The organism is Bradyrhizobium sp. Unk1 (assembly GCF_059512345.1).
Window position 1 is genome coordinate 1 of record NZ_JCAMOP010000076.1, and the last position, 18114, is coordinate 18114.

Annotated in this window: 20 protein-coding genes and 1 tRNA gene; 3 read left to right on the forward strand and 18 right to left on the reverse strand. The window is 62.2% G+C overall.

Annotated elements, in window-relative coordinates; translation table 11 throughout:
* Nucleotides 1-187: 187 nt before the first annotated feature.
* The 17 genes from AC5ZFO_RS45030 to AC5ZFO_RS45110 all read right to left on the reverse strand — a co-directional run bounded on the left by AC5ZFO_RS45030 (nucleotide 188) and on the right by AC5ZFO_RS45110 (nucleotide 15241).
* Nucleotides 188-292 (reverse strand) — tRNA-Ser (locus AC5ZFO_RS45030).
* 1210 nt (nucleotides 293-1502) lie between these two features.
* Complete coding sequence (locus tag AC5ZFO_RS45035; RefSeq protein ID WP_496123901.1) at nucleotides 1503-1628, reverse strand: hypothetical protein; 126 nt, start codon at nucleotides 1626-1628, stop codon at nucleotides 1503-1505.
* A gap of 654 nt (nucleotides 1629-2282) precedes the next feature.
* Complete coding sequence (locus AC5ZFO_RS45040; protein WP_496123902.1) at nucleotides 2283-3407, reverse strand: TlpA disulfide reductase family protein; 1125 nt, start codon at nucleotides 3405-3407, stop codon at nucleotides 2283-2285.
* Nucleotides 3408-4678: 1271 nt separating this feature from the next.
* Entirely contained in the window at nucleotides 4679-5143 is a 465-nt protein-coding gene (locus AC5ZFO_RS45045; protein WP_496123903.1) for a CopG family transcriptional regulator, read from the reverse strand.
* A 7-nt stretch (nucleotides 5144-5150) separates the two neighbouring features.
* Nucleotides 5151-7133 carry a conjugal transfer protein TraG gene (locus AC5ZFO_RS45050; protein ID WP_496123904.1) on the reverse strand — a complete coding sequence of 661 codons (1983 nt, stop codon included), beginning with the start codon at nucleotides 7131-7133 and terminating at the stop codon, nucleotides 5151-5153.
* Between the two features lie 41 nt (nucleotides 7134-7174).
* Nucleotides 7175-8914: a relaxase/mobilization nuclease domain-containing protein gene (locus AC5ZFO_RS45055; protein ID WP_496123905.1), complete on the reverse strand. Its 1740-nt coding sequence runs from the start codon at nucleotides 8912-8914 to the stop codon at nucleotides 7175-7177.
* Between the two features lie 354 nt (nucleotides 8915-9268).
* The gene (locus tag AC5ZFO_RS45060) at nucleotides 9269-10177 is read right to left on the reverse strand and encodes a lytic transglycosylase domain-containing protein (protein WP_496123906.1); all 909 of its coding nucleotides are present in this window, start codon (nucleotides 10175-10177) and stop codon (nucleotides 9269-9271) included.
* Between the two features lie 4 nt (nucleotides 10178-10181).
* A complete protein-coding gene (locus AC5ZFO_RS45065) occupies nucleotides 10182-10517 on the reverse strand; it encodes a DUF736 domain-containing protein (RefSeq protein WP_496123907.1) in 336 nt (111 codons plus the stop codon).
* 35 nt (nucleotides 10518-10552) lie between these two features.
* On the reverse strand, nucleotides 10553-11098 hold the full coding sequence (locus tag AC5ZFO_RS45070; RefSeq protein ID WP_496123908.1) for a S26 family signal peptidase: 546 nt from the start codon (nucleotides 11096-11098) through the stop codon (nucleotides 10553-10555).
* A complete protein-coding gene (locus AC5ZFO_RS45075; RefSeq protein ID WP_496123909.1) occupies nucleotides 11095-11613 on the reverse strand; it encodes a DUF2840 domain-containing protein in 519 nt (172 codons plus the stop codon). Before AC5ZFO_RS45075 ends, AC5ZFO_RS45070 begins: the two co-directional genes overlap by 4 nt.
* Nucleotides 11600-11863 (reverse strand): ribbon-helix-helix protein, encoded by a 264-nt coding sequence (locus tag AC5ZFO_RS45080; RefSeq protein WP_496123910.1) that lies wholly within the window; start codon nucleotides 11861-11863, stop codon nucleotides 11600-11602. The genes AC5ZFO_RS45075 and AC5ZFO_RS45080 overlap by 14 nt, the downstream gene beginning before the upstream one ends.
* Complete coding sequence (gene parA / locus AC5ZFO_RS45085; protein WP_496123911.1) at nucleotides 11860-12498, reverse strand: ParA family partition ATPase; 639 nt, start codon at nucleotides 12496-12498, stop codon at nucleotides 11860-11862. The genes AC5ZFO_RS45080 and parA overlap by 4 nt, the downstream gene beginning before the upstream one ends.
* Nucleotides 12495-13610, reverse strand: coding sequence for a replication initiator protein A (locus AC5ZFO_RS45090; protein ID WP_496123917.1), 1116 nt, complete (start codon nucleotides 13608-13610; stop codon nucleotides 12495-12497). The genes parA and AC5ZFO_RS45090 overlap by 4 nt, the downstream gene beginning before the upstream one ends.
* 14 nt (nucleotides 13611-13624) lie before the next feature.
* Nucleotides 13625-13876: a helix-turn-helix transcriptional regulator gene (locus AC5ZFO_RS45095; RefSeq protein WP_496123912.1), complete on the reverse strand. Its 252-nt coding sequence runs from the start codon at nucleotides 13874-13876 to the stop codon at nucleotides 13625-13627.
* A gap of 202 nt (nucleotides 13877-14078) precedes the next feature.
* Complete coding sequence (locus AC5ZFO_RS45100) at nucleotides 14079-14594, reverse strand: DUF2285 domain-containing protein (RefSeq protein ID WP_496123913.1); 516 nt, start codon at nucleotides 14592-14594, stop codon at nucleotides 14079-14081.
* 61 nt (nucleotides 14595-14655) lie between these two features.
* A complete protein-coding gene (locus tag AC5ZFO_RS45105; RefSeq protein ID WP_091878676.1) occupies nucleotides 14656-14865 on the reverse strand; it encodes a transcriptional regulator domain-containing protein in 210 nt (69 codons plus the stop codon).
* A 112-nt stretch (nucleotides 14866-14977) separates the two neighbouring features.
* Nucleotides 14978-15241, reverse strand: a complete 264-nt coding sequence (locus AC5ZFO_RS45110) for a DUF2285 domain-containing protein (RefSeq protein ID WP_496123914.1) — start codon at nucleotides 15239-15241, stop codon at nucleotides 14978-14980.
* A 229-nt stretch (nucleotides 15242-15470) separates the two neighbouring features.
* Here AC5ZFO_RS45110 and AC5ZFO_RS45115 point away from each other — a divergent pair, with 229 nt between their 5' ends.
* Both AC5ZFO_RS45115 and AC5ZFO_RS45120 read left to right on the forward strand, forming a co-directional pair.
* Entirely contained in the window at nucleotides 15471-15704 is a 234-nt protein-coding gene (locus AC5ZFO_RS45115; protein WP_183232352.1) for a helix-turn-helix domain-containing protein, read from the forward strand.
* A 172-nt stretch (nucleotides 15705-15876) separates the two neighbouring features.
* A complete protein-coding gene (locus AC5ZFO_RS45120; protein WP_496123915.1) occupies nucleotides 15877-16314 on the forward strand; it encodes a hypothetical protein in 438 nt (145 codons plus the stop codon).
* A gap of 115 nt (nucleotides 16315-16429) precedes the next feature.
* Here the strand turns inward: AC5ZFO_RS45120 and AC5ZFO_RS45125 are convergent, their stop codons facing one another.
* Nucleotides 16430-16756, reverse strand: coding sequence for a DUF736 domain-containing protein (locus AC5ZFO_RS45125; protein ID WP_183714201.1), 327 nt, complete (start codon nucleotides 16754-16756; stop codon nucleotides 16430-16432).
* A 1149-nt stretch (nucleotides 16757-17905) separates the two neighbouring features.
* On the opposite strand from AC5ZFO_RS45125, the gene AC5ZFO_RS45130 reads away from it, so the two are divergent.
* Nucleotides 17906-18114 (forward strand): DUF3422 family protein (locus AC5ZFO_RS45130; RefSeq protein ID WP_496123916.1); only part of this gene is annotated, 209 nt, incomplete at its 3' end.

Sequence of the window (18114 nt, forward strand, 5' to 3'; positions counted from 1 at the left end):
ATGACGCAGCCAGCCCGCCATCATGACGAAGCCGGAAAACTCCAGCCTCCGGCGGTCCAAAGAATGGTCTCAGAGCAAATGACCAAAGGATTCCGCCCATCGCTGGACGACCTTTGGGGCTCAGGTCAACGAGACTCGCTTTGTTCTCGATCGATATCGCGCGTCTTGGAAAATAAGGATTTTCCTTTGGTGGGCGCACCAGGGCTCGAACCTGGGACCCGCTGATTAAGAGTCAGCCCCGGGTTGAGAACAATTAATGACTTACTGGTCGCACCACTGGGCTTATCCGACCGAATGTGGGCATTCGTCGCACCATCATAGTGATTGCACTGCCTCGATATCGCACCCGCGACCGAGCGGCGACGGACGCAGCCAAAAACGGGGATCCGAGGTGTGAGGGTCGCGTGCGCAAGTGCCCGAACCGCGATCCGAGCCACCAGCTTTGTCCGCGACCGGGCGAACGGTGGGCAAGCGGCCTCAGCGAAAGCCAGCTGAAGCGGCTTCTGTTAACAACTCTCTAGGGACGCCGATAGTGCGAGCAGGATAGCAGGGCTCGAACGACCAAAACGCAAGCATGCGCCCTTGTCCTAATCGCGCATAGCCCTGGTGGACGGCTCAATGGTGAGCCGGTAGCAGACCAGCTTGCTGCCGTCGAGAATCTCTAGCGAGCTATCACAGGCCGCGCAGCGATACTCGCCTTTCTTCCCGGGCTGTGATGATAATTCGAGGCGACGAAAACCGGCGCCGCGGCAGGAACATCTTTGAGCCTCACACTGCGCGATGTCATAAATATATGGCATAGGCTTAGTTGCAGCACGAGTTCGATATGTCAGAAATGATGATCCGCTGTCCTGTGACGGGGTCAGGCCGTGCTGACTGGCCTGAGAGTTGCCTTCGCTCGAGCTCGGCCTTGGTCTCGAACCAGCCCGACGATTGATTCGACCAGCGCGACGCCGATTGCCGCCATTATCAGAATTGGCTCGATCATGATTTGGACTTGCCGATCATAGCTCGCACCCGTGGCCGCCTAGCTCCGCCGCCGTGTGCGCTCAAGCCCCAGCCGAGGCTGGCGCGGCTGGGGCTTCGGATGCGTGGTGCCCATGTTGAGGCGGACACCGCCGAAGCCTAGCCGACCTCAAGCGGTGCTTTCCGGCGAAACGATCCGTAACTGAGACGGAAAACGGCACGCTTTCTATGCGATACTTCATCTCGATCCCCTCCGGGATCAGCGGGGGCGAGGTCCGGCTGGGTTAGCCTCCGTTGCCGGGCTTCGCTTCCGGTCCTCGTGTTCGCCGGCCTGATCTGCGCAGGTGTTCTTGTCAGGGCAAGTGGGTCGCGCTGTTCTACGCAACAGCCATCTGCCTCAGCGTCCAGGGCATCCGCTGACCTGCCAAGGCGTGCAATCCAGGTTTCTCGAGACATATCGCCGCTGGCGTCAAGCTATCGGCGGAACCGTAAAGCTAATCGACGATTTCTGTCCCCCGATCGGCAAATCTGTCAAGTCAACCGGTGACACGGAACTTCTCCGCATTCTTCGCGGCAACAGCCAGGACGCGAGAAAGTTCAAGCGCCTGATCCGCCGTTACCTGACAATGAACGCCCACAATACTCGCGATGACGACGGTCATCTCGTCGCCGATCCGCTCGACTGCGATCGCAGCCGACTCGTCGATTTCGATCTCTCCGATCCGACCCAGATCATCAGGTTCCTTCCCATCGCCTACACTCCATGGCCCGAAGCATTGGTATATTGGAGATCGTGTTTTAGGTCACTCGGAATTGCTGTCCCCGCAACACTCGGGGGCCGGAATGCTTGAGCACTGGGCGTGGTGATCATCGATAAAAGCCCGCCATGTAGCGGATTGCGACGAAAGTCCCGACGACAACGGCGGCCGTGATAGCGACTGAAAATGCCACTCGAGCCAAGAACTGGCCGGGGCTAAGTCCGTCCCATGAACTCATTTTCTTGCTTTGCGTTGCGGTTAGAGTTTGTGAGGCGTGAAGGCTCTGAGTTAGATGCGGGGGTTGCAGTCCCAGACCTCTTTGGACAACCACCCTTCATGCTGACCGCTCTCAGCCTCGTGACAATAAGCCTATCGTTTTTGTCCATGTGTCATCGGATGTGGCATCTAACAGCTGTCGACGTTGCTTGGATGAACCACACGGAATCGAGGCCCTTAGTGTGACTGTAGCGTGAAATGTGATCGATCAGGTTCTGTCGAGCCTGCGCGTAGTTCGCCTGGTGTTTATTAAAAATCCCAAGTGAGCAAATTACAGGGCCATCACTGAGCGCCCTGCGGAGTTGCACAAACACTCTCACAGCAAGCCTTCTCACCCTTGTAGTTGGCCAGCGCTTGGAGCAACGGCGGCGTGACGTGCTGTTTCAGCTCGTCGGGGATAGGCTCAGGACCGCCTAGCGAGTTCAACGCCACCTCGACCAATTCGATTGCGCGATCCTTGTTGCCGCTCTCGTAATAATACTGCGCGACCGCCCCATAAGACAGCCACTTGGGGCCACCGTCCCGGTGCGGAGGATTCAGCGCAAGAATGTGTTCGGACAACTCTTTGCCCATCGCAAAGCGCTCGGCAGACGGGACGTGGGAGTTGTCATTCGCCGGATTGAAGAGTTGGCGCAGCGCCTCTTCCATCCACACCTCATTGTTTTTGTCGATCGCGTCGCGAGCGAATTGCCTCATAACCGGCAAGCCGGTCTGCATGTTGCGCAGTTTGTGAAGCAACAGATCCGCATGGCGCGCGCGGAAGTTGAGGTCGTCCGGCATCACCGCGAGGGCCTCTTCGACCGCCGAAACCGCCTTTGCCCAATCCTCCGCCTTCATCGCGGCGAGAATTGGCTCAGCCAACGCCCGCTTGCGCGTCATTTCGTCCATTTCGCGTCGTCCGGTTTCGATCCGCTCTGTGTCGGCGGCTTTAGCTTCATCGCTGGTCCGCCAGCTGCCGTTAAGAACTTTCGGCAAGACGTCATCGAGCTGCATCGGAAGACCGATAAAGGCGATGTGGCCGTCACGGTCAACGACGAACGAGGTGGGAATCCCGACAGAAAAGCTGGAATCCATCCAAAGCTTGTTCATTTCGCCTGTGGAGTCGAACCCGATCCGAAAGTTCAGGTTCGAGAACTTGTCGGTCAACCACGCGTCCAAGCTTGTTCGGGCCTCGTCCGCCGTTGGAGCTTGTTCGTAAGCTGCGACGCCGAGCAGCTCAAGTCCGCTGTCTTTGTATTTCTCTTGCAGCTCTACCAGATGAGGCATCACTGCCGCACATGGTCCGCACCAAGTTGCCCAAACTTCGACGATGTACACCTTCCCGGGCTGGAAGCTCGTGAGGGGCTCGCCTCGCAGCCAGTTCTCCACCTTGATCGGGGGAGCTGGGGACTCCATGTGCAGCACCATGTTGCTTTCCAAAACTATTGCCACTCGTTGCGCGACTTTGTGTGCTAGCCTGTCTCTCTCAGAAACAGAGCACACGGGTTCAAGAGAAGGCGAGCATCACTCGTTTTGCGCATCTGGTGTGCGCTCAGCCCTCACTCCGTGTTTCTGCATCCCATTAGCAACGGGCGTGCCAGCTCGGTCAGCACGCATCAAGCGCCTGACTACGCTTTGAAAACTCCAAGGCGCCCCAAACGCAGCCGGTGTTTTGAACCTGACGGACTTTGTCCCGTGTCAGAACTTGGACACGAATCGCGCGCTTCGCGCCACCAGAAAAGCTGGTTTGTGAGCCACCGAATGGAGCCTGCTAACCCCTTTCCCCGCCAGGCAGGATGAGAGGAGAGCTCGATGCAGATCGGTATCGAAATAGCCAAGGCAGAGGACCGCGACGGGTTCGTGGTCGATGACGACGGAATCATTCGAGGGACACTGGAGCACGACCTGCGAATCGGTGCGCCTTAAAAACTGCCAGTGCTCGCCAGCACGTCAAGCGTTTCCTGCACCAACTGGCACTTCGATCAATTTTGCTGTTCAGCCGCGTGAATCGCGGCCGGACAGGAGTGTTCGCGGATGTTCGAACAAGGCTGCCGCCCGAAGCTAGCCGCCCGCTGGTCATACATGCCGGAGAACAATGGCGTGCTGAGCGGTTGGACCATGGAAAATCAAGAAAATCGTGCTGGGCACGGCAGCCCACGTCGCGCAGGGAGGGACTAAGCTAACTTGCTCGAACTTTGACTGCGAATGCTTGCAGACCGTTTGGGAGGCGCCCGACCGCCAAGTCCGCTAGTGTTCATCAAAGTCCATCTCCGATGCGGACGACAATGTGTTCGCTATGGTGGTGAACAAGCATCTATGCCGCGCCGTGGAGGACATAGAGGTTTCTCAACCTCCGAGCTAAGCTCGGATCCGGCGCGCGGGCTGCGGAGGGTTCAGCTCGAGAAGCTGATTGACGGGCTCGAAAACAACAGCCCGTCGAAATCGGACACCCCCTTTGCAATTTGCCGGCCTAGCCAAGAGCCGCTTCGAAAGCCTTGCGTTGGTCTATTGTCCAGAGATCTCATAATGGTGCGCTAGCTTTCGAGAAGCTGACGAGCCTCGGCCCGATGCTTGGTTCGACGTTGAGAACGCCGCCCAGTCCTTAACCGGCGGGGATGTTAGCGGCAGCGACAGCTGAACGGTGAATGTCCTGTGCGCTCCGCCGAGCTGCGGTGCTCAGAGCTGTAAAGAACGGACGACTAATTACCCTCGGAGCCCGCTTGGTCTAGGCCGACGGAAGATTGAACGCCATCTACGTCATCCAGGATTTCCTGCCTCAGCTTGGGCCCATGGCTTAGTCGCCGGCCCAATGCTGCGACGAAGTTATCATAGCGCGCTCCGGCTTGTGCCCGCGCGGCCTTTGCGGTCGGCTCGGGGAGTGGCGGTGTCGTCGTGAGCCAGAACCGGATGAAGAGTGCGATGGTCTCGACCGAAATCCCGACATCCCGCTCAAGCCGCGCGATCCGGCGATCAATTTGATCGAGCCTCTTGGCAATAGCGGCCTCCCGCAGCTCGTCGGCGTCCGGCGACAGGAAGGTCGCGATCGCCGCTTCGGCGATGAGCGACAGCGACTGTTCGCGCCGAGCCGCGTAGGCTGACAGCGTCTTCATGATATCAGGATCGAGATAGACCGACATCTGCGCTTTCTTCTTTGGCGCACTCATGCCTGCCTCACAATCCGAGATCGTCGCCGGGATCGAGCGATGCCTGGCGCGCGACGCCCTGCATCATGTCGTTGAGGCGTCCAATTCGCGGAGCATCTTCCTCGAGTTCGTCGACAAATTCCGAAGCGAATTCGTTGTCGATGGGTTCTCTCCTCTCCACGGCGTCACGGGCCAGTTCCGGCTGCCGCCGGCGGTCCGCCGTCTTCGGGTCCTCTACGTCGGCCTGGTCGTCGGCTGAGGTCAGCGCCGCTGTCGGGCGCGGCGGCAGCGGCCGCTTACTCCAATCGTCCGGGCGGCAGCCGCTGGGCTTGGTCAGCTCCGGCGGCGCTAGGATGCGTTCCTGGAAACGTCTGTCCTCGTAATAGCGCGCCTTCTTGGCGCGGATCGGATGGAGGCCCGACATCATGACGATCTCTTCGGATGGCGGGAGCTGCATCATCTCGCCGGGTGTGAGCAGCGGCCGGGCGGTCTCCGACCGCGACACCATGAGGTGACCGAGCCAAGGTGCAAGGCGGCTGCCAGCATAGTTCTTCATTGCCTTCATCTCGGTCGCCATGCCCAGCGCGTCGGATACCCGCTTCGCTGTCCTTTCGTCATTGGTCGCGAAACTGACCCGGACGTGACAGTTGTCGAGGATCGAGTTGTTTGGCCCGTAGGCCTTCTCGATCTGGTTCAGCGACTGGGCGATCAGGAAACTCTTGATGCCGTAACCAGCCATGAAGGCCAGTGCTGACTCAAAGAAGTCGAGCCGGCCAAGCGCAGGGAATTCGTCGAGCATCAGGAGGAGCCGCCGCCGGCCGGCCTTGGCCTGGAGATCCTCGGTCAGGCGGCGGCCGATCTGATTGAGGATCAGGCGGATCAGCGGCTTGGTCCGGTTGATGTCCGATGGCGGCACGACGAGGTACAGCGTGGTCGCCCGCTCTCCGCCGACGATGTCGGTGATCCGCCAGTCGCAGCGGCGCGTCACCTCCGCCACCACGGGATCTCGGTAGAGGCCCAGGAACGACATCGCGGTGCTCAGGACGCCGGAGCGCTCGTTACCGGACTTGTTCAAGAGTTCCCGCGCGGCGGAGGCGACGACGGGATGGACGCCGGCCTCGCCGAGATGTGCCGTCCGCATCATCGCGGCGAGCGTCGATTCGATCGGCCGCTTGGGATCGGACAGGAAGGCTGCGACTCCGGCGAGCGTCTTGTCCTCCTCGGCATAGAGGACGTGGAGGATGGCGCCGACCAGGAGCGCGTGACTGGTCTTCTCCCAGTGGTTTCGTTTCTCGAGGCTGCCCTCGGGATCGACAAGGATGTCCGCAATGTTCTGGACGTCGCGTACCTCCCATTCGCCGTGCCGGACCTCCAGCAGCGGGTTGTAGGCCGACGATTTTGCATTGGTTGGATCGAACAGAAGAACGCGGCCGTGCCGAGCCCGGAAGCCGGCCGTGAGCTGCCAGTTCTCGCCCTTGATGTCGTGGACGATCGCCGAGCCCGGCCAGGTTAGCAGCGACGGGATGACGAGCCCGACTCCCTTGCCGCTCCGGGTCGGCGCGAAGCAAAGGACGTGCTCCGGTCCATCATGGCGGAGATAGGTGCGCTCGAACCGGCCGAGCACCACGCCGTCCGGCCCGAGCAGACCAGCCTGCCCCATCTCCTTCGCCTCAGCCCATCGTGCCGAGCCATAGGTCTCGGCATTCTTCGCTTCGCGGGCGCGCCAGACCGACATGCCGATCGCGACCGCGGCGGCGATGATGCCGCCGGAGGCCGCGATATAGGCGCCCTCGATGAAGATATGTGGCGCGTAAGCATCATAGGCGTACCACCACCAGAGGAAGGCGGGAGGAAGGTAGAATGGAAAGTGGAACAGCTCGAACCAGGGCTGCCCGAGTTGCGTTTGGAAGCCGAGTCGCCAGGCTGTCCATTCCGTCGCGGTCCAGAACGTCAGCAGGACGATCACTAAGACGGTGATGACCTGCCCCCACAGTATTTTGGTCGCGGACATGGCCGCCGCCCTTTCCTGACGTGAGTGATTGGAAGGATTGCTCACAAGCCGATCCCCCGGTTGCTTCCAAAGCCCCAATCGATGCCGCCGTCATTGCGGGCGACGCCGGAGACGTGCCTTCCGAGCTGCTTTTCGAGTGACGGAGTCCACGGCACGAGCTGGAAGCCGAGACCGTCGTCGATCATCGCGAAGCGGCCGGAGGCGAGCGCGAACCGTTGTCGATAGGTCCCAGTGACATATTCGCCACCAGCCGACGGGTTGAACGGCTGGCCGGTCTCGGCGGCGAGCTGCTTGCCGAGATCCTCTAACTCGCGGCGCCGTAGCGTGCCGATGAGGTTCTTCGCGAACACCAGTCTGCGCGACTGCCGCTCGGCGAGCCCCTGCTCGATGAGCTGCTCAGCCCGCCGCTGCATTGCATCGCGGACCTCGGCGCCGAAGCCCCCCTGGCCAAGCGCAACAGGGTCGCGCGCGACGGCCTGCCGGTCGAGCCATGTCGCACCGCTCGCCGTCACCTGCGCTTCGATCGAAAGATCGGAACGGACGGCCAGCGCCCAGCGACGCTGACCGCGCGCGTCGTCGAATCTACGGAGCTCGACGATCGAGCCCGGTGCGCTGTCACCGGCGGCATCGAGATCGGGGAACTTGATATGGTGAGTACGGCCATCGACGCCGTCGACCACGGCATAGGCGGTCGCCTTGAGCTCGTCGTCGAGACCGCGATCGACGAGGCGTCCGATCACGGGGACGTCGAGGCTTTCGCCTGCCAGCACGTAGCTGCCGCTCCCGCGCTCGATACCGCGTTCGGTCAGGCTGCGGTGGATGCGCTTGATGATGTCGCCGCGCTCGCCGAGCTCGCGCAACGTCGTCTCGGCGCCCTCGTCCATGGACCATTGACCCGGCCCGAGTTGATGCGCGAGGCCAAGGCTCTCCAGGCGTCGCAGCCGTCCGACCTTGCACGCATGGAACTGATCGGGCTGCTGCGACCGATCAGGCGCAAGGTCAATCATGCCGTGCCGACCGGCATCGCGAACTAGCTGGCGGTCGAGCTGTGTCCAGCGCTCGGCTTCCACCTGGCTCTCGAGCGAGCGACGAATGTCGAGGTCGGAGCGCAGTCCGAGCTCCTGGGTGACCAGGTCCTGGGCGCGGGCGCGCATCCCCTCCTTGATGTAGTCGCGGGAGATGACGAGGTCCTGGCCGTCTTCGGCCACGCCCCGCACGAGGATGTGGACGTGAGGGTGCTGGGTGTTCCAGTGATCGACGGCGACCCAATCGAGCCTGGTCCCGAGATCTCTCTCCATCTGGCCGATCAGTTCACGCGCGAAGCCCTTGAGGTCGGCCATGTCGGCGGCGTCCTCCGGCGAGACGATGAACCGGAAATGGTGCCGGTCATTCTGGCAGCGCTCACCGAACGCCTTGGGATCGGCATCGTCGGTATCCGGGCCGAACAGACGGGCCTTCTCCCCGTCCCGGGTGACGCCCTCGCGCCGGAGATAGCCGAGGTGCGCGGCGAGCGGCGCTGAACGCGCCTTATGACGGACGACGCGAGTCTTGATTGTCACCAGACGCGAGCGCCCCGTGAGCAGTCGGTTTGCCCGCTCACTGGCGACCCGGCCGCGGCCGAAGCGCGAATGACGGTGGCTGGTCAGATGACCGGTTCGCGAAATGCCGCCACCGGCACGCTGAGCCGAGGCTAGCGCCTGGGCGATGAAGGGCTTGGCGCGCTGGCTCCGCGAGGAGCGGATGCGACCAGGCCGGGGCTGAAACTCCTTCTCTTCAGCCATGGCCAGCCTCGGCAATGTGCGAAATTGAGAATCTTTGCAATGACTTGATAGTGGGGCGCACATTGCGTGCCGAAGCCCCACATTGCCGGATCAACGAAAAAACAAAGCAACAACAACCGACCGACCGAGCCGCACCTTGCGGCCTTTTATCTCGCCCTCGTTCGGTTGTTGCCTGTTCTCCTCCCTCGCCTACTCTCTCTCCTTCGCAGGAATGCGCTAACACACGCCTGAGCACGAATTCGCTGCCGACGGCGGCGGCAGACCGCCATCGCGCGACGGATCTCCATATCTCCGCGACATGAGTGCCTGCAGGCGTGCGCCGATCTGGACCTTGATGTCGAAGATGCCGTGCCATCATTGCGCTCGTCCCGTTGTCGAAAGCGCGACGAATAGGCCTTCCGACTGCGGCGCAATTGCCGAGAGATCATGCACAGGAACGGCAGCCGGCCTGTCGTGCGCCGGTCGATCGACTGTCGCTCGCGCGGCAGGCGACGGCGCGTCAGCGTGGCCGAAAAACAGCGGCGCCCGCGTCCAGGACGAACGAGAAGAGACCGCGAGGAGAAGAGGTCCTGGCGCCCTCTCCGCATCGACAAAAGGGACGATGGCCGTGACATAGGCCATGGTTTCGGCGGGCAGCGGACGATGTCGATCTCGAAACTCCTCGTAGCGGCCGGGGCCTGCATTGTAGGCCGCAAGGAAGCCCGGCGAGCCGTAGCGGTCATGCAGTTCGCGAAGAAAGGCGGCGCCCGCGAGGATGTTGTCACGGGGATCGAAGGGATCGCGCCCGAGACCGTAGCGCGCGCGCAGCTCCGCCCAGGTCTTGGGCATGAGTTGCATGACGCCGAGCGCACCTTTAGGTGAGACTGCACGCCGATCCCCGTTGCTTTCCTCCCGCATGACGGCACGAATCCATGCAGTCGGAATGCCAAAGCGCTGTGCGGCTTCCGTCACGAAAGTAATATAGCGATCGTTCGCCGGTTGACCGCGAGCCGGCGCTTTCTCTGCTGACACTGCCGGCATTGACCCGCCAATCACCAGCAAGCCGATAAGGAGGACAACAGCAAAGCCCGCCGCTCTTCCGCCATCACGGCGAGGCGTCATGCTGGCTACCGGCAGTGCGCACGGACCGCCGATTTGACGACCGCTGTGCGCGGCGGCCGGCCGACGGTTGCGCCGACCGGAGGAATGAGACGACTTTGCCGCGAGCAAAAGGATGGAGCTTCGATGCGCATTGTTGGCGGCGCGCGTGACGGGACCCTGCATGCAATCAGTCCCGCTCGGCACGCTGAGGCAGACGATTCCAGTTCAGCGTCCATGCCGATTTGTCGTCGCCTGATTGGAAGAGATTGGCGCGGATCGCCCGCGGCAGCGCCGGATCGTCGATGATGAGCGAAACATAATCGCCGGCCTTCTCGCCGGTGCGTTTCCAACCGGCGCCGATCTCCGGGCCATCGGCATCGCCGAGGCGGATGCGGTAGTCCGGCGCGTTCTCGGCATCTGAGGATTCGGCCGGGACGAGGGTGAGAATCCGCTCGAAGAAGAGCGTTTCAACGCGTCCGGTGAAGCCGGACTTGTCGCGGGTGAACTGACCGATTTGTGCCATAGGAAGCCTCCTTACTTGGCGGGTTGAGAAGCGGGCTAACGGGTCGCGGCGCGCCAGACGAAGCGGCCATCGCCGTCCTCGTCGGTTAAAAGCGGGACCGCACACGCGACAATCGAACTGATGGGCAGTAGGCCGAAATAGCGGCCGTCCAGGCTATCCGGGACGGTCGGGTTCATGAGGAAGACCTCGTCCGGCTGGAGCGTGGTGCAACCGCTCCAACGGGGGAGTGGTCGACCGAGATGGTCGCGATCGTGTGCGGCACCGACATGGACGTCATCGACAGTGATGGCATCGCCGGACCGGCACACGGTCTGCCCCGGCAGCGCCATCACGTGCTTCAGCAGCGGCACACCCCTCGGAAGAAAGCGCCCATCGGCGAGGACATTTGCGATGGACTCTGGCAGCCGCACCACGACCAGTTCGAGAGCGTGCAGCTCTCCGACCGGTTGCAGCGCGTAGAGCCCTGTCGGCGTGCTTGCGGTGGCGTTCCAAACCAGCCTCGGCGCGGGATGAAAGAAGATCAAGCCACCGGCAGCGAGCACGGCAATGTACGTCACCACGACATAGCCAAATCGGGTCATGGTGTGACGCTCCGCCGCTTGAGCCACGCGACATGCTGCTCGCGCGTGTAGGCGCGCGGCACGTGGTCGGCGGCGAGACGGTTGTGGAGATGCCGCCAGTAATCGGGCGCGGCATCGGCGGGATTGATGGCGAGCGCCTCGATGGCATCGATCGCCTGCAACACGCGCTCGACCTTCGGCCAGCTATCGACGCGCAGCAGGATCTCTCCGCCGGGCCGGACGAATGGCAGCGTCTGATAGCGCTGGCCCGCCTCCACGGCGCGCACGATGTCCATGCGGGAGACCACGGTGCCATAGTCATTCGATGCCCAGCGAACGAAGCCGAAGATGCTGCCAGGCGCAAAACTTGAAACGCTGCGGCGGCGATCGAGAATCTTCTCCTCGGCCCGACGACCGAAGCGCAGCCAATGTTCAATCCTCTTCTCGATCCAGGTCAGCTCGACATGGGTGAGCGCAACGCTCCGCCGATGCGAGGGCGACACGGCACGCGGCGGCAAGGCCTCATTGTCGTTCATGACGGCTCTCCGGTCTCAGTGGGAATTCTCGCGCCAGCAATTTGCGCAGCATGTCGGCGACAGTGACGCCGCGCTGGAATGCGGCGACCTTGATGCGGCCGCGCAGCGCCGGCGAGACGTCGATTGTCAGGCGCGCGGTCAATGCTGCTGTGTTATCTGTCCGACGCCGCGACGCGTCGCTGGCCTTGACCCAGCCTTCGGCATCGCCAGGTCGCGACGCGAAGCCGCGCTTGGTGGACCGCCGGCTCATGGCGCGAACCTCGCAACTTCAGCGGCGAGCGCGGTGATCTCGCCGGAGGCCGTGCCCTGCGCGGCAAGCTCGAAGACGAGCCGGCCCGACTGTGCGGCGTCGGCGAAGACGACACGCTGCCCGATGGTGGTGGCGAGCACTGGCGGATCGTGATCGGCGAGCGTCTCGGCTGTCGCGCGGGCGATGCCCGTGCGCATATCGCAGCGGTTGAGCACGAAGCGAGCGGAGAGCTTCGGATGGTAGATGCGAGCCTCACGCAGCAGAGCCAGCATCTCGGCCGAAGCCCAGCCGTCGAATGGCGACGGCTGCACAGGAATCAGCACCAGGTCAGCGGCCAGTAGCGCCGATCGTATCAATCGGGCGACGCGCGGCGGCCCGTCAATGACGACATGATCGACAGTGCGCGCGATCTCCGGCGCCTCGCGATGGAGTGTCTCCCGCGCGAGGCCAATGACGCCGAATAGCGGCGAGACGTTCTCCCGCGCCCGCTGCTGCGACCAGTCCAATGCCGAGCCTTGGGGGTCGGCATCGAGCAGCGTTACACGCTTTCCGCGCAGCGCCCATTCACCGGCAAGGTGCAGGGCCAGCGTCGTCTTGCCGACGCCGCCCTTCTGGTTGAGCACCGCGACAATCACTGCTTGCCTCCCGCCTTATGGCCGGGACGCGGCAACAATTGTTGGCTTGCGTGTTTGGTTGGCGGCTCATCAGCACTCGCGGCGTTATCCGCAGGAGGCACGCGCCCACTACAAAAGTTAGATTCTGAGTTAGACTCTAAGTTAGGGGGAGAAATCGCTTTTTCTTGCCAGTGCGTTAGGTGTGGTTCGCACTCCCGAAATCCCGATACGGTCACGCCCGAAGTCCCGAGAGCGCGAACGCCCGAAGTCCCGAGATGATTCACAGCTCCATCCACAGATGCTGTGAATGACTTGCCGGGCAGGATGCGCAGGAGTTCGCGGTGCTCCCTGCGTTCGATGCTCAGGCGATAACCTGGCAGCGGTTGACGGGTCGCAATGCGGCGGAGATCAAAGGCGAAGTCAGCGGGCTTGGCGAGGCTGCCGGATTTCTCGTGGAGGTGTGCGATCTCAAACAGCCATCCGCCCGGCTGGCGGCCGGCATGCTTGCGCGCGACGCGGTAGAGCCAGCGCTCGATCCCGCCCGTCAGGCTGAAGTAGGCCGGATCAATCGTGAGAACGAGCGAGCGATCGATGACGCCGCGATAGAACCAGTCGGGGAGGACAAATTCCATGCCTTCCACGCGTCCGTCCCGCCGCGCACATTCCTCCCATTCGTTGATCCAAGAGAATTGATGCCGCCGCCAATGTTCGCCCTGCCGGATGCTGGTGCGGATGACGGTCGCCTGCAGACGGCTCAGCGCCCCCTTCAACAGCTTGTAGTCCCGCGCGCCTGTCTGCCGGCCAACGGCGATCAGGAGCTGGTAGGGGGTGAAGCGCAGGAAGCGTGAGGTCTTCAGACCGAGGTTCTCCGCCTCGACGATCTGGCTCGCAGCCCAAATCAGCACGTCTGCATCCCAAATGGTCGCCATGCCGTGCTGGGGAACTGCGTAGACTTCGACACGCACGTCGCCGGCCTGATAGAGGATCGGGCGCGTGCGTTTGGCTTTGGCGAGCGAGAAGAATGGCCGCTCCATCAGATCGCGCTGATCGCGCGGGCTGGCATCGCCCGTGGCGATGACGAACGGATCGAGCTTGCTTCGCTCGCTCGGCGTGATGAGGCGGCGCGACGACATGAGCAAGCGCAGCCTCAACGATTGGCGTTGCCGGCGGCGCGCGCCTCGACGTAGCGCGGGTCCGACGTTGAGCTGCAAGCGGCCTGATCGGCCCAGGCTTCGAGATCGCCGATGGAGTAGACGACGCGCCCGCCGAGTTTGCGGAAGGTCGGACCATTGCCATGACAGCGATACTTCTCGAGCGTACGCGGCGAGAGGCCAAGGAGGCGAGCGGCCTCAGGGGTGCGCACGTAACGCGTCGTGAGCTGCGCGGTCCGGTCGAGCATGGGAGATCTCCGTCTTGCCTTGAAGCGCCGCAGCCAAGTCGCGGCTTGTCAGGGCCAGAGTGGCGGAGAGTTTTGGCGTTGGGGGTGGACGAAAATTCGCGTAGGATTGTGTCCCCCCACAGTCGCAACCGGGCGGAGCCAAGCGTTGGCAGGCGTGGGTTAGCTCATCGGGGCGAACGAATTGGAGAGATCGAAGTGCCGGTCAGAGGCCGCGCAGGAGTTTCAGATGGCCGCGCTCGACCAGGGCGATCGAATCATGAATGAGCCGGTTCGCCTTACGGCGGGCGTGCGAGTCCTTCCACTCGACTGAACGACGCTGGGCGTGGTCGGAGGCGAGCACCTTCGCTGCCACGTCCCGCGGGCCGCCGCCCAAGGCGTGGACGTCGAAGGCGTGAAGGAGCTGAATCAATCGCCGTTTCTGGAACGCCGTCAGCCGCAAGGCCACCGGCAGAAGACCGGTACGCTGGCCAGCAAGGCAGCGCGCGAGGTGTAGCGCCACCTCGGCCCGCAGCTCGCCCATGCTGTCGAGCGGCACAAGCACGGCAGGGCGGCGCAGCGCCTGCTCGTCGCGCAACCGGACATGCAGCTCACCCGATCCGTCCGCAATGGCCAGAGCGCGACCGTCAGCATCGGACAGTTCGACGAGCGACTGCTCCAACGCATCGCGATCAATCGAACGGAGGGTATCGAAGCCCGGCGGCGCCGTCTCCAGGATCAAGGTCCCGGGCGATGCCACAGGAAGCCAGATGGCTGGCTCGGGCCCTACCGGAGAGACTGGATCATGGGCGACACCGCAACCTCCATCGACGTGCGAAACTCATTCGGATGGTGTCGGGATCAGCGCCCTCGCGTGCGATCTGTCGCTCAATGCGGGCGAAGTCGCGGCGGTAGTCGGCGTTGCGGCGAAGGAATTCCAGAGCAAATCCGGGCCGCTCAAGGCGGTTCAGGCGTTCGATCGTCTCCGGCGAGCGCCAGTACTGGGTTGGCATGGTCGGTCTTCTCGTCTTTTGTGCCCCATGCCACGATCCAAAAAGGCGGCACGGGAGACTAGACCCTGAGGTTGCATCACATGAGATCGCAATTTGAATGATTGAGCCCAGCTCACTGCATCCGCGGTTGCAACAATTGCTGATATCCGGATTGCACCATCCATCGCGCACGGGCGAGATGGCTGTCATGGACGGTTTTGGCGCGATCCGGTTCCAGAACAGGGTCGAGGCCGAAGATCACCTGGACCACCTCACGCCAATCGGCCCCCTCTTCGTCGGCCATCAACAGCCGGACGTAGATTACAAGAAGTTTTTCGTCGTAGGCGTTCACGCGATCGGTTTTTGGCGGCCTGTCCCGGAAAGACGTTTCGCTCATTGCAATCAAGCCCTCAGCATTGAAGCAACGTCTCAATTGGTTGGCGACCCGAAACGTTGCAAGCCTTGAAATGGAACTGCGGTTATACCCCGCGATGCGCGGACTGCATCACGTTGCTCCCCGCCAGAGGCAAACAAGGCCTTTGGCAGAGCCATGAATAGCACGACGCCGCACGAATCGGAACGATCGTTCCTGGCACGATCGTTCCGATGTGAGTTCCCTTGTCGCCATGGATCTCAAGGAGGTCATGGCGATCAATCTGCGTCGGATACGTCATGTGAAGAAATTGACGCAGGAAGAGTTGGCCGATGGCGCCGGACTAAGCGTCCGTTACGTCGGCGCAATTGAACGCGCAGACGTGTCGGCCAGCGTGACCGTGCTCGGCCGAATCGCGGAGGCCCTAGGGGTCGAGGCAACCGACTTGATCAAACGAACGGCGGTTCATCCTCATCGCGCCCGATGAGGGAGCGAATTTGTGCTCCATCGCAGCCTTCACGCGCTATAAATCAACGGAGCATTCATTCACGCAAAAGTTGATAGGCGACCTTACATAAATCTGGTCTCTCTCCGGAGACGCATATCTGTCCAGGGGCGGAACGGCATGCTGGGCGGAACGGCATGCTGGGCGGAACGGCATGCTGGGCGAGATGGAGTGGGCTTTTATGACCCTGTATGAGCACTTGCCAGCCGACATCCGCGAAGTCGTGGACGCTTACGTCGGGGACCTCAGGCCCCAACCTTGGCGAACTCGCTTCCGCTTGCTGATTGATCTCCTTCAAGAGAAATTGGAGACTGGGACCGCCGCTGAGCACTGGCGTCTGCTTCAGCAATGGACCGGCATAGTGACGGCGATCTTGGAACACTTGCCGCCTGACAGTTCGGTCGTCGAATGTTTGGGGTTGATGAGCGTCAGCTTCAACGACCAATGGCGCGCTCAGGCGCTCGCACAGATCGAGCGGGATCCTACGGTGCTGGATCGCCTCGTCGCGATCTGTCCCGACTGGGGAGACATTGTTGAAACCGTGGTAGAGACCAATCAAAGACGGCCGATCAAAGCGGCACGCGGCCGCTGATCTAAATCGATTACGCCCTCCCCGCTTCCACCGTCACGGCCAACGAGGTCCTTCGCGGCTCTTGACGCCTGCGATGCCTCGCCCGGACCAGCCGGGCGAGGCATTGTGGGTCGGGTTAGTCGCCGTTGCGGCGGCTGGGGCGGGACCAGATCAAGCTGAAGCCCTCGCCCTCCTCGTCGTCGAAGAGGTTAGCGAAGATCGGAGCAGTGAAGCTCGGATCGTCGAGCTTGAGGCTCAGATAGTCGCGGCCCTCGTTGGAGCGCTTGGACCAGCCGGCCCCGATCTCGACGCGGCCGACATAGACCCGGTGGCTCGGCGCGTTCTCGCCCGAGCGGTTGGCTTCGGGGACGATACGGACGTTCCTGGCCTGGAGCGAGAGGGTGACGATTTCGCCGGTGAACTCGTTCGAGCCGGTCTTCTTGAAGGTGCCGATGGTCGCCATGGTGGTTCTCCTTGATCTCTGTTTTCCGAGCCCGCACCGTGCGGCCTCGATGGTGATCGACAGGCCGGAGGCGATCGACGGCGCACCCCGAAGGGGCCGAAGCGCCAGCGGAGGATGGCAGCAGAGCGACTTTCTTGTTTCGCGAGGAATGACGGCGCAGCCGGCAGGGGAAGAAAGTCGATCGGCGCCGTTGCGCTATAGGCGATCGAGGCTTTAGCTGTCCTTCGGCCAGATCCACCCATCGGAGAGGCCGTTCGGTGCGCTCGATCTAGACTAAACAGAGCTGACATCAAGGAGAACACGGCGATGCCGAGTCCCGCCGGGAAGTCGGCCCAACCAATTCAGCGGTGATTGGCTCTTTGCGTTGCTAGGCGCAGATTTCCGCTTCCGCGATCACTGCCTCGGCCCTACGCCCCACTCACAATAGTCGTCGACAGTATCTGTGATCCGCCGCTATTTATCGATCGCTCACAAGGCGCCACGTACCTGCATCCCTGGGACGCCGGTCGAGCCGCGAAGTTTGCGCTGCTCTGAATGACGCTTCAAAGACGAGGACGGCGAGCGCTCCAGCTGCGTGATCAAGTCAACCTCACGTGACGTGACGTTATCAGCCCATCGCCGAGCCTTGCGCCGCGGGTCCGGGCGCAGTTGCTCGCAGGGCTCTGCAACGACAAATCCAACGAGAGCGCAGCCGCTCAAACAGTGGCAGCGGCCGGGCGAGCGATCACCTTGCCGAAAACAGGCAATTCCCCGTGGCCTGTGCCACGTGCGCTTTCTGTCAGAATACAAGCGCGCTTCATGTCTGAAACCCGCCTCCGACTGTCTTCTAAAGCCACATTGCGAAAAAAGAGCGAGAGTGCCCCTTCTATCGTGCTGGCCCAAATCCTGCACCGACTCTCTGCGCCAGAAAGTTTGGCGACAGTGATCGTCGACATGACTCGATCGGCAACCTAGCCGCGCGCAACCGTTTCCCAGCACCGCCATTGCCCCCCGCGTCAAGGCTGACGGTTGCCGGCTCACCCTGAAGCGAGGCGTCAATACATGATCGATGAACTGGATCTACGAACCTTCACGCCCCATCCGCAACGCGACGCTGTGCTCGGCGAAGTGCACGCGCGCCCCTTCACGCGCCTTGTTTAGCCGTTCAGCGTGATCCACTTCGCCTTTCTTGCACAGGGCGAGGCGGCCACAAGCGATCGCTGCCGTTTTATCGATTTTTGCCTCGAGCGCAATCTTACGCCGCCTGAGCAATCGGCGAAACTTCATCAGATTGTCATCGGGCCCGCTACGCTACGCTGGGAGCAGCATTCGGAATTTACAACATTCACCTGGATCTGGACTAACGCAAATTGTTCTGC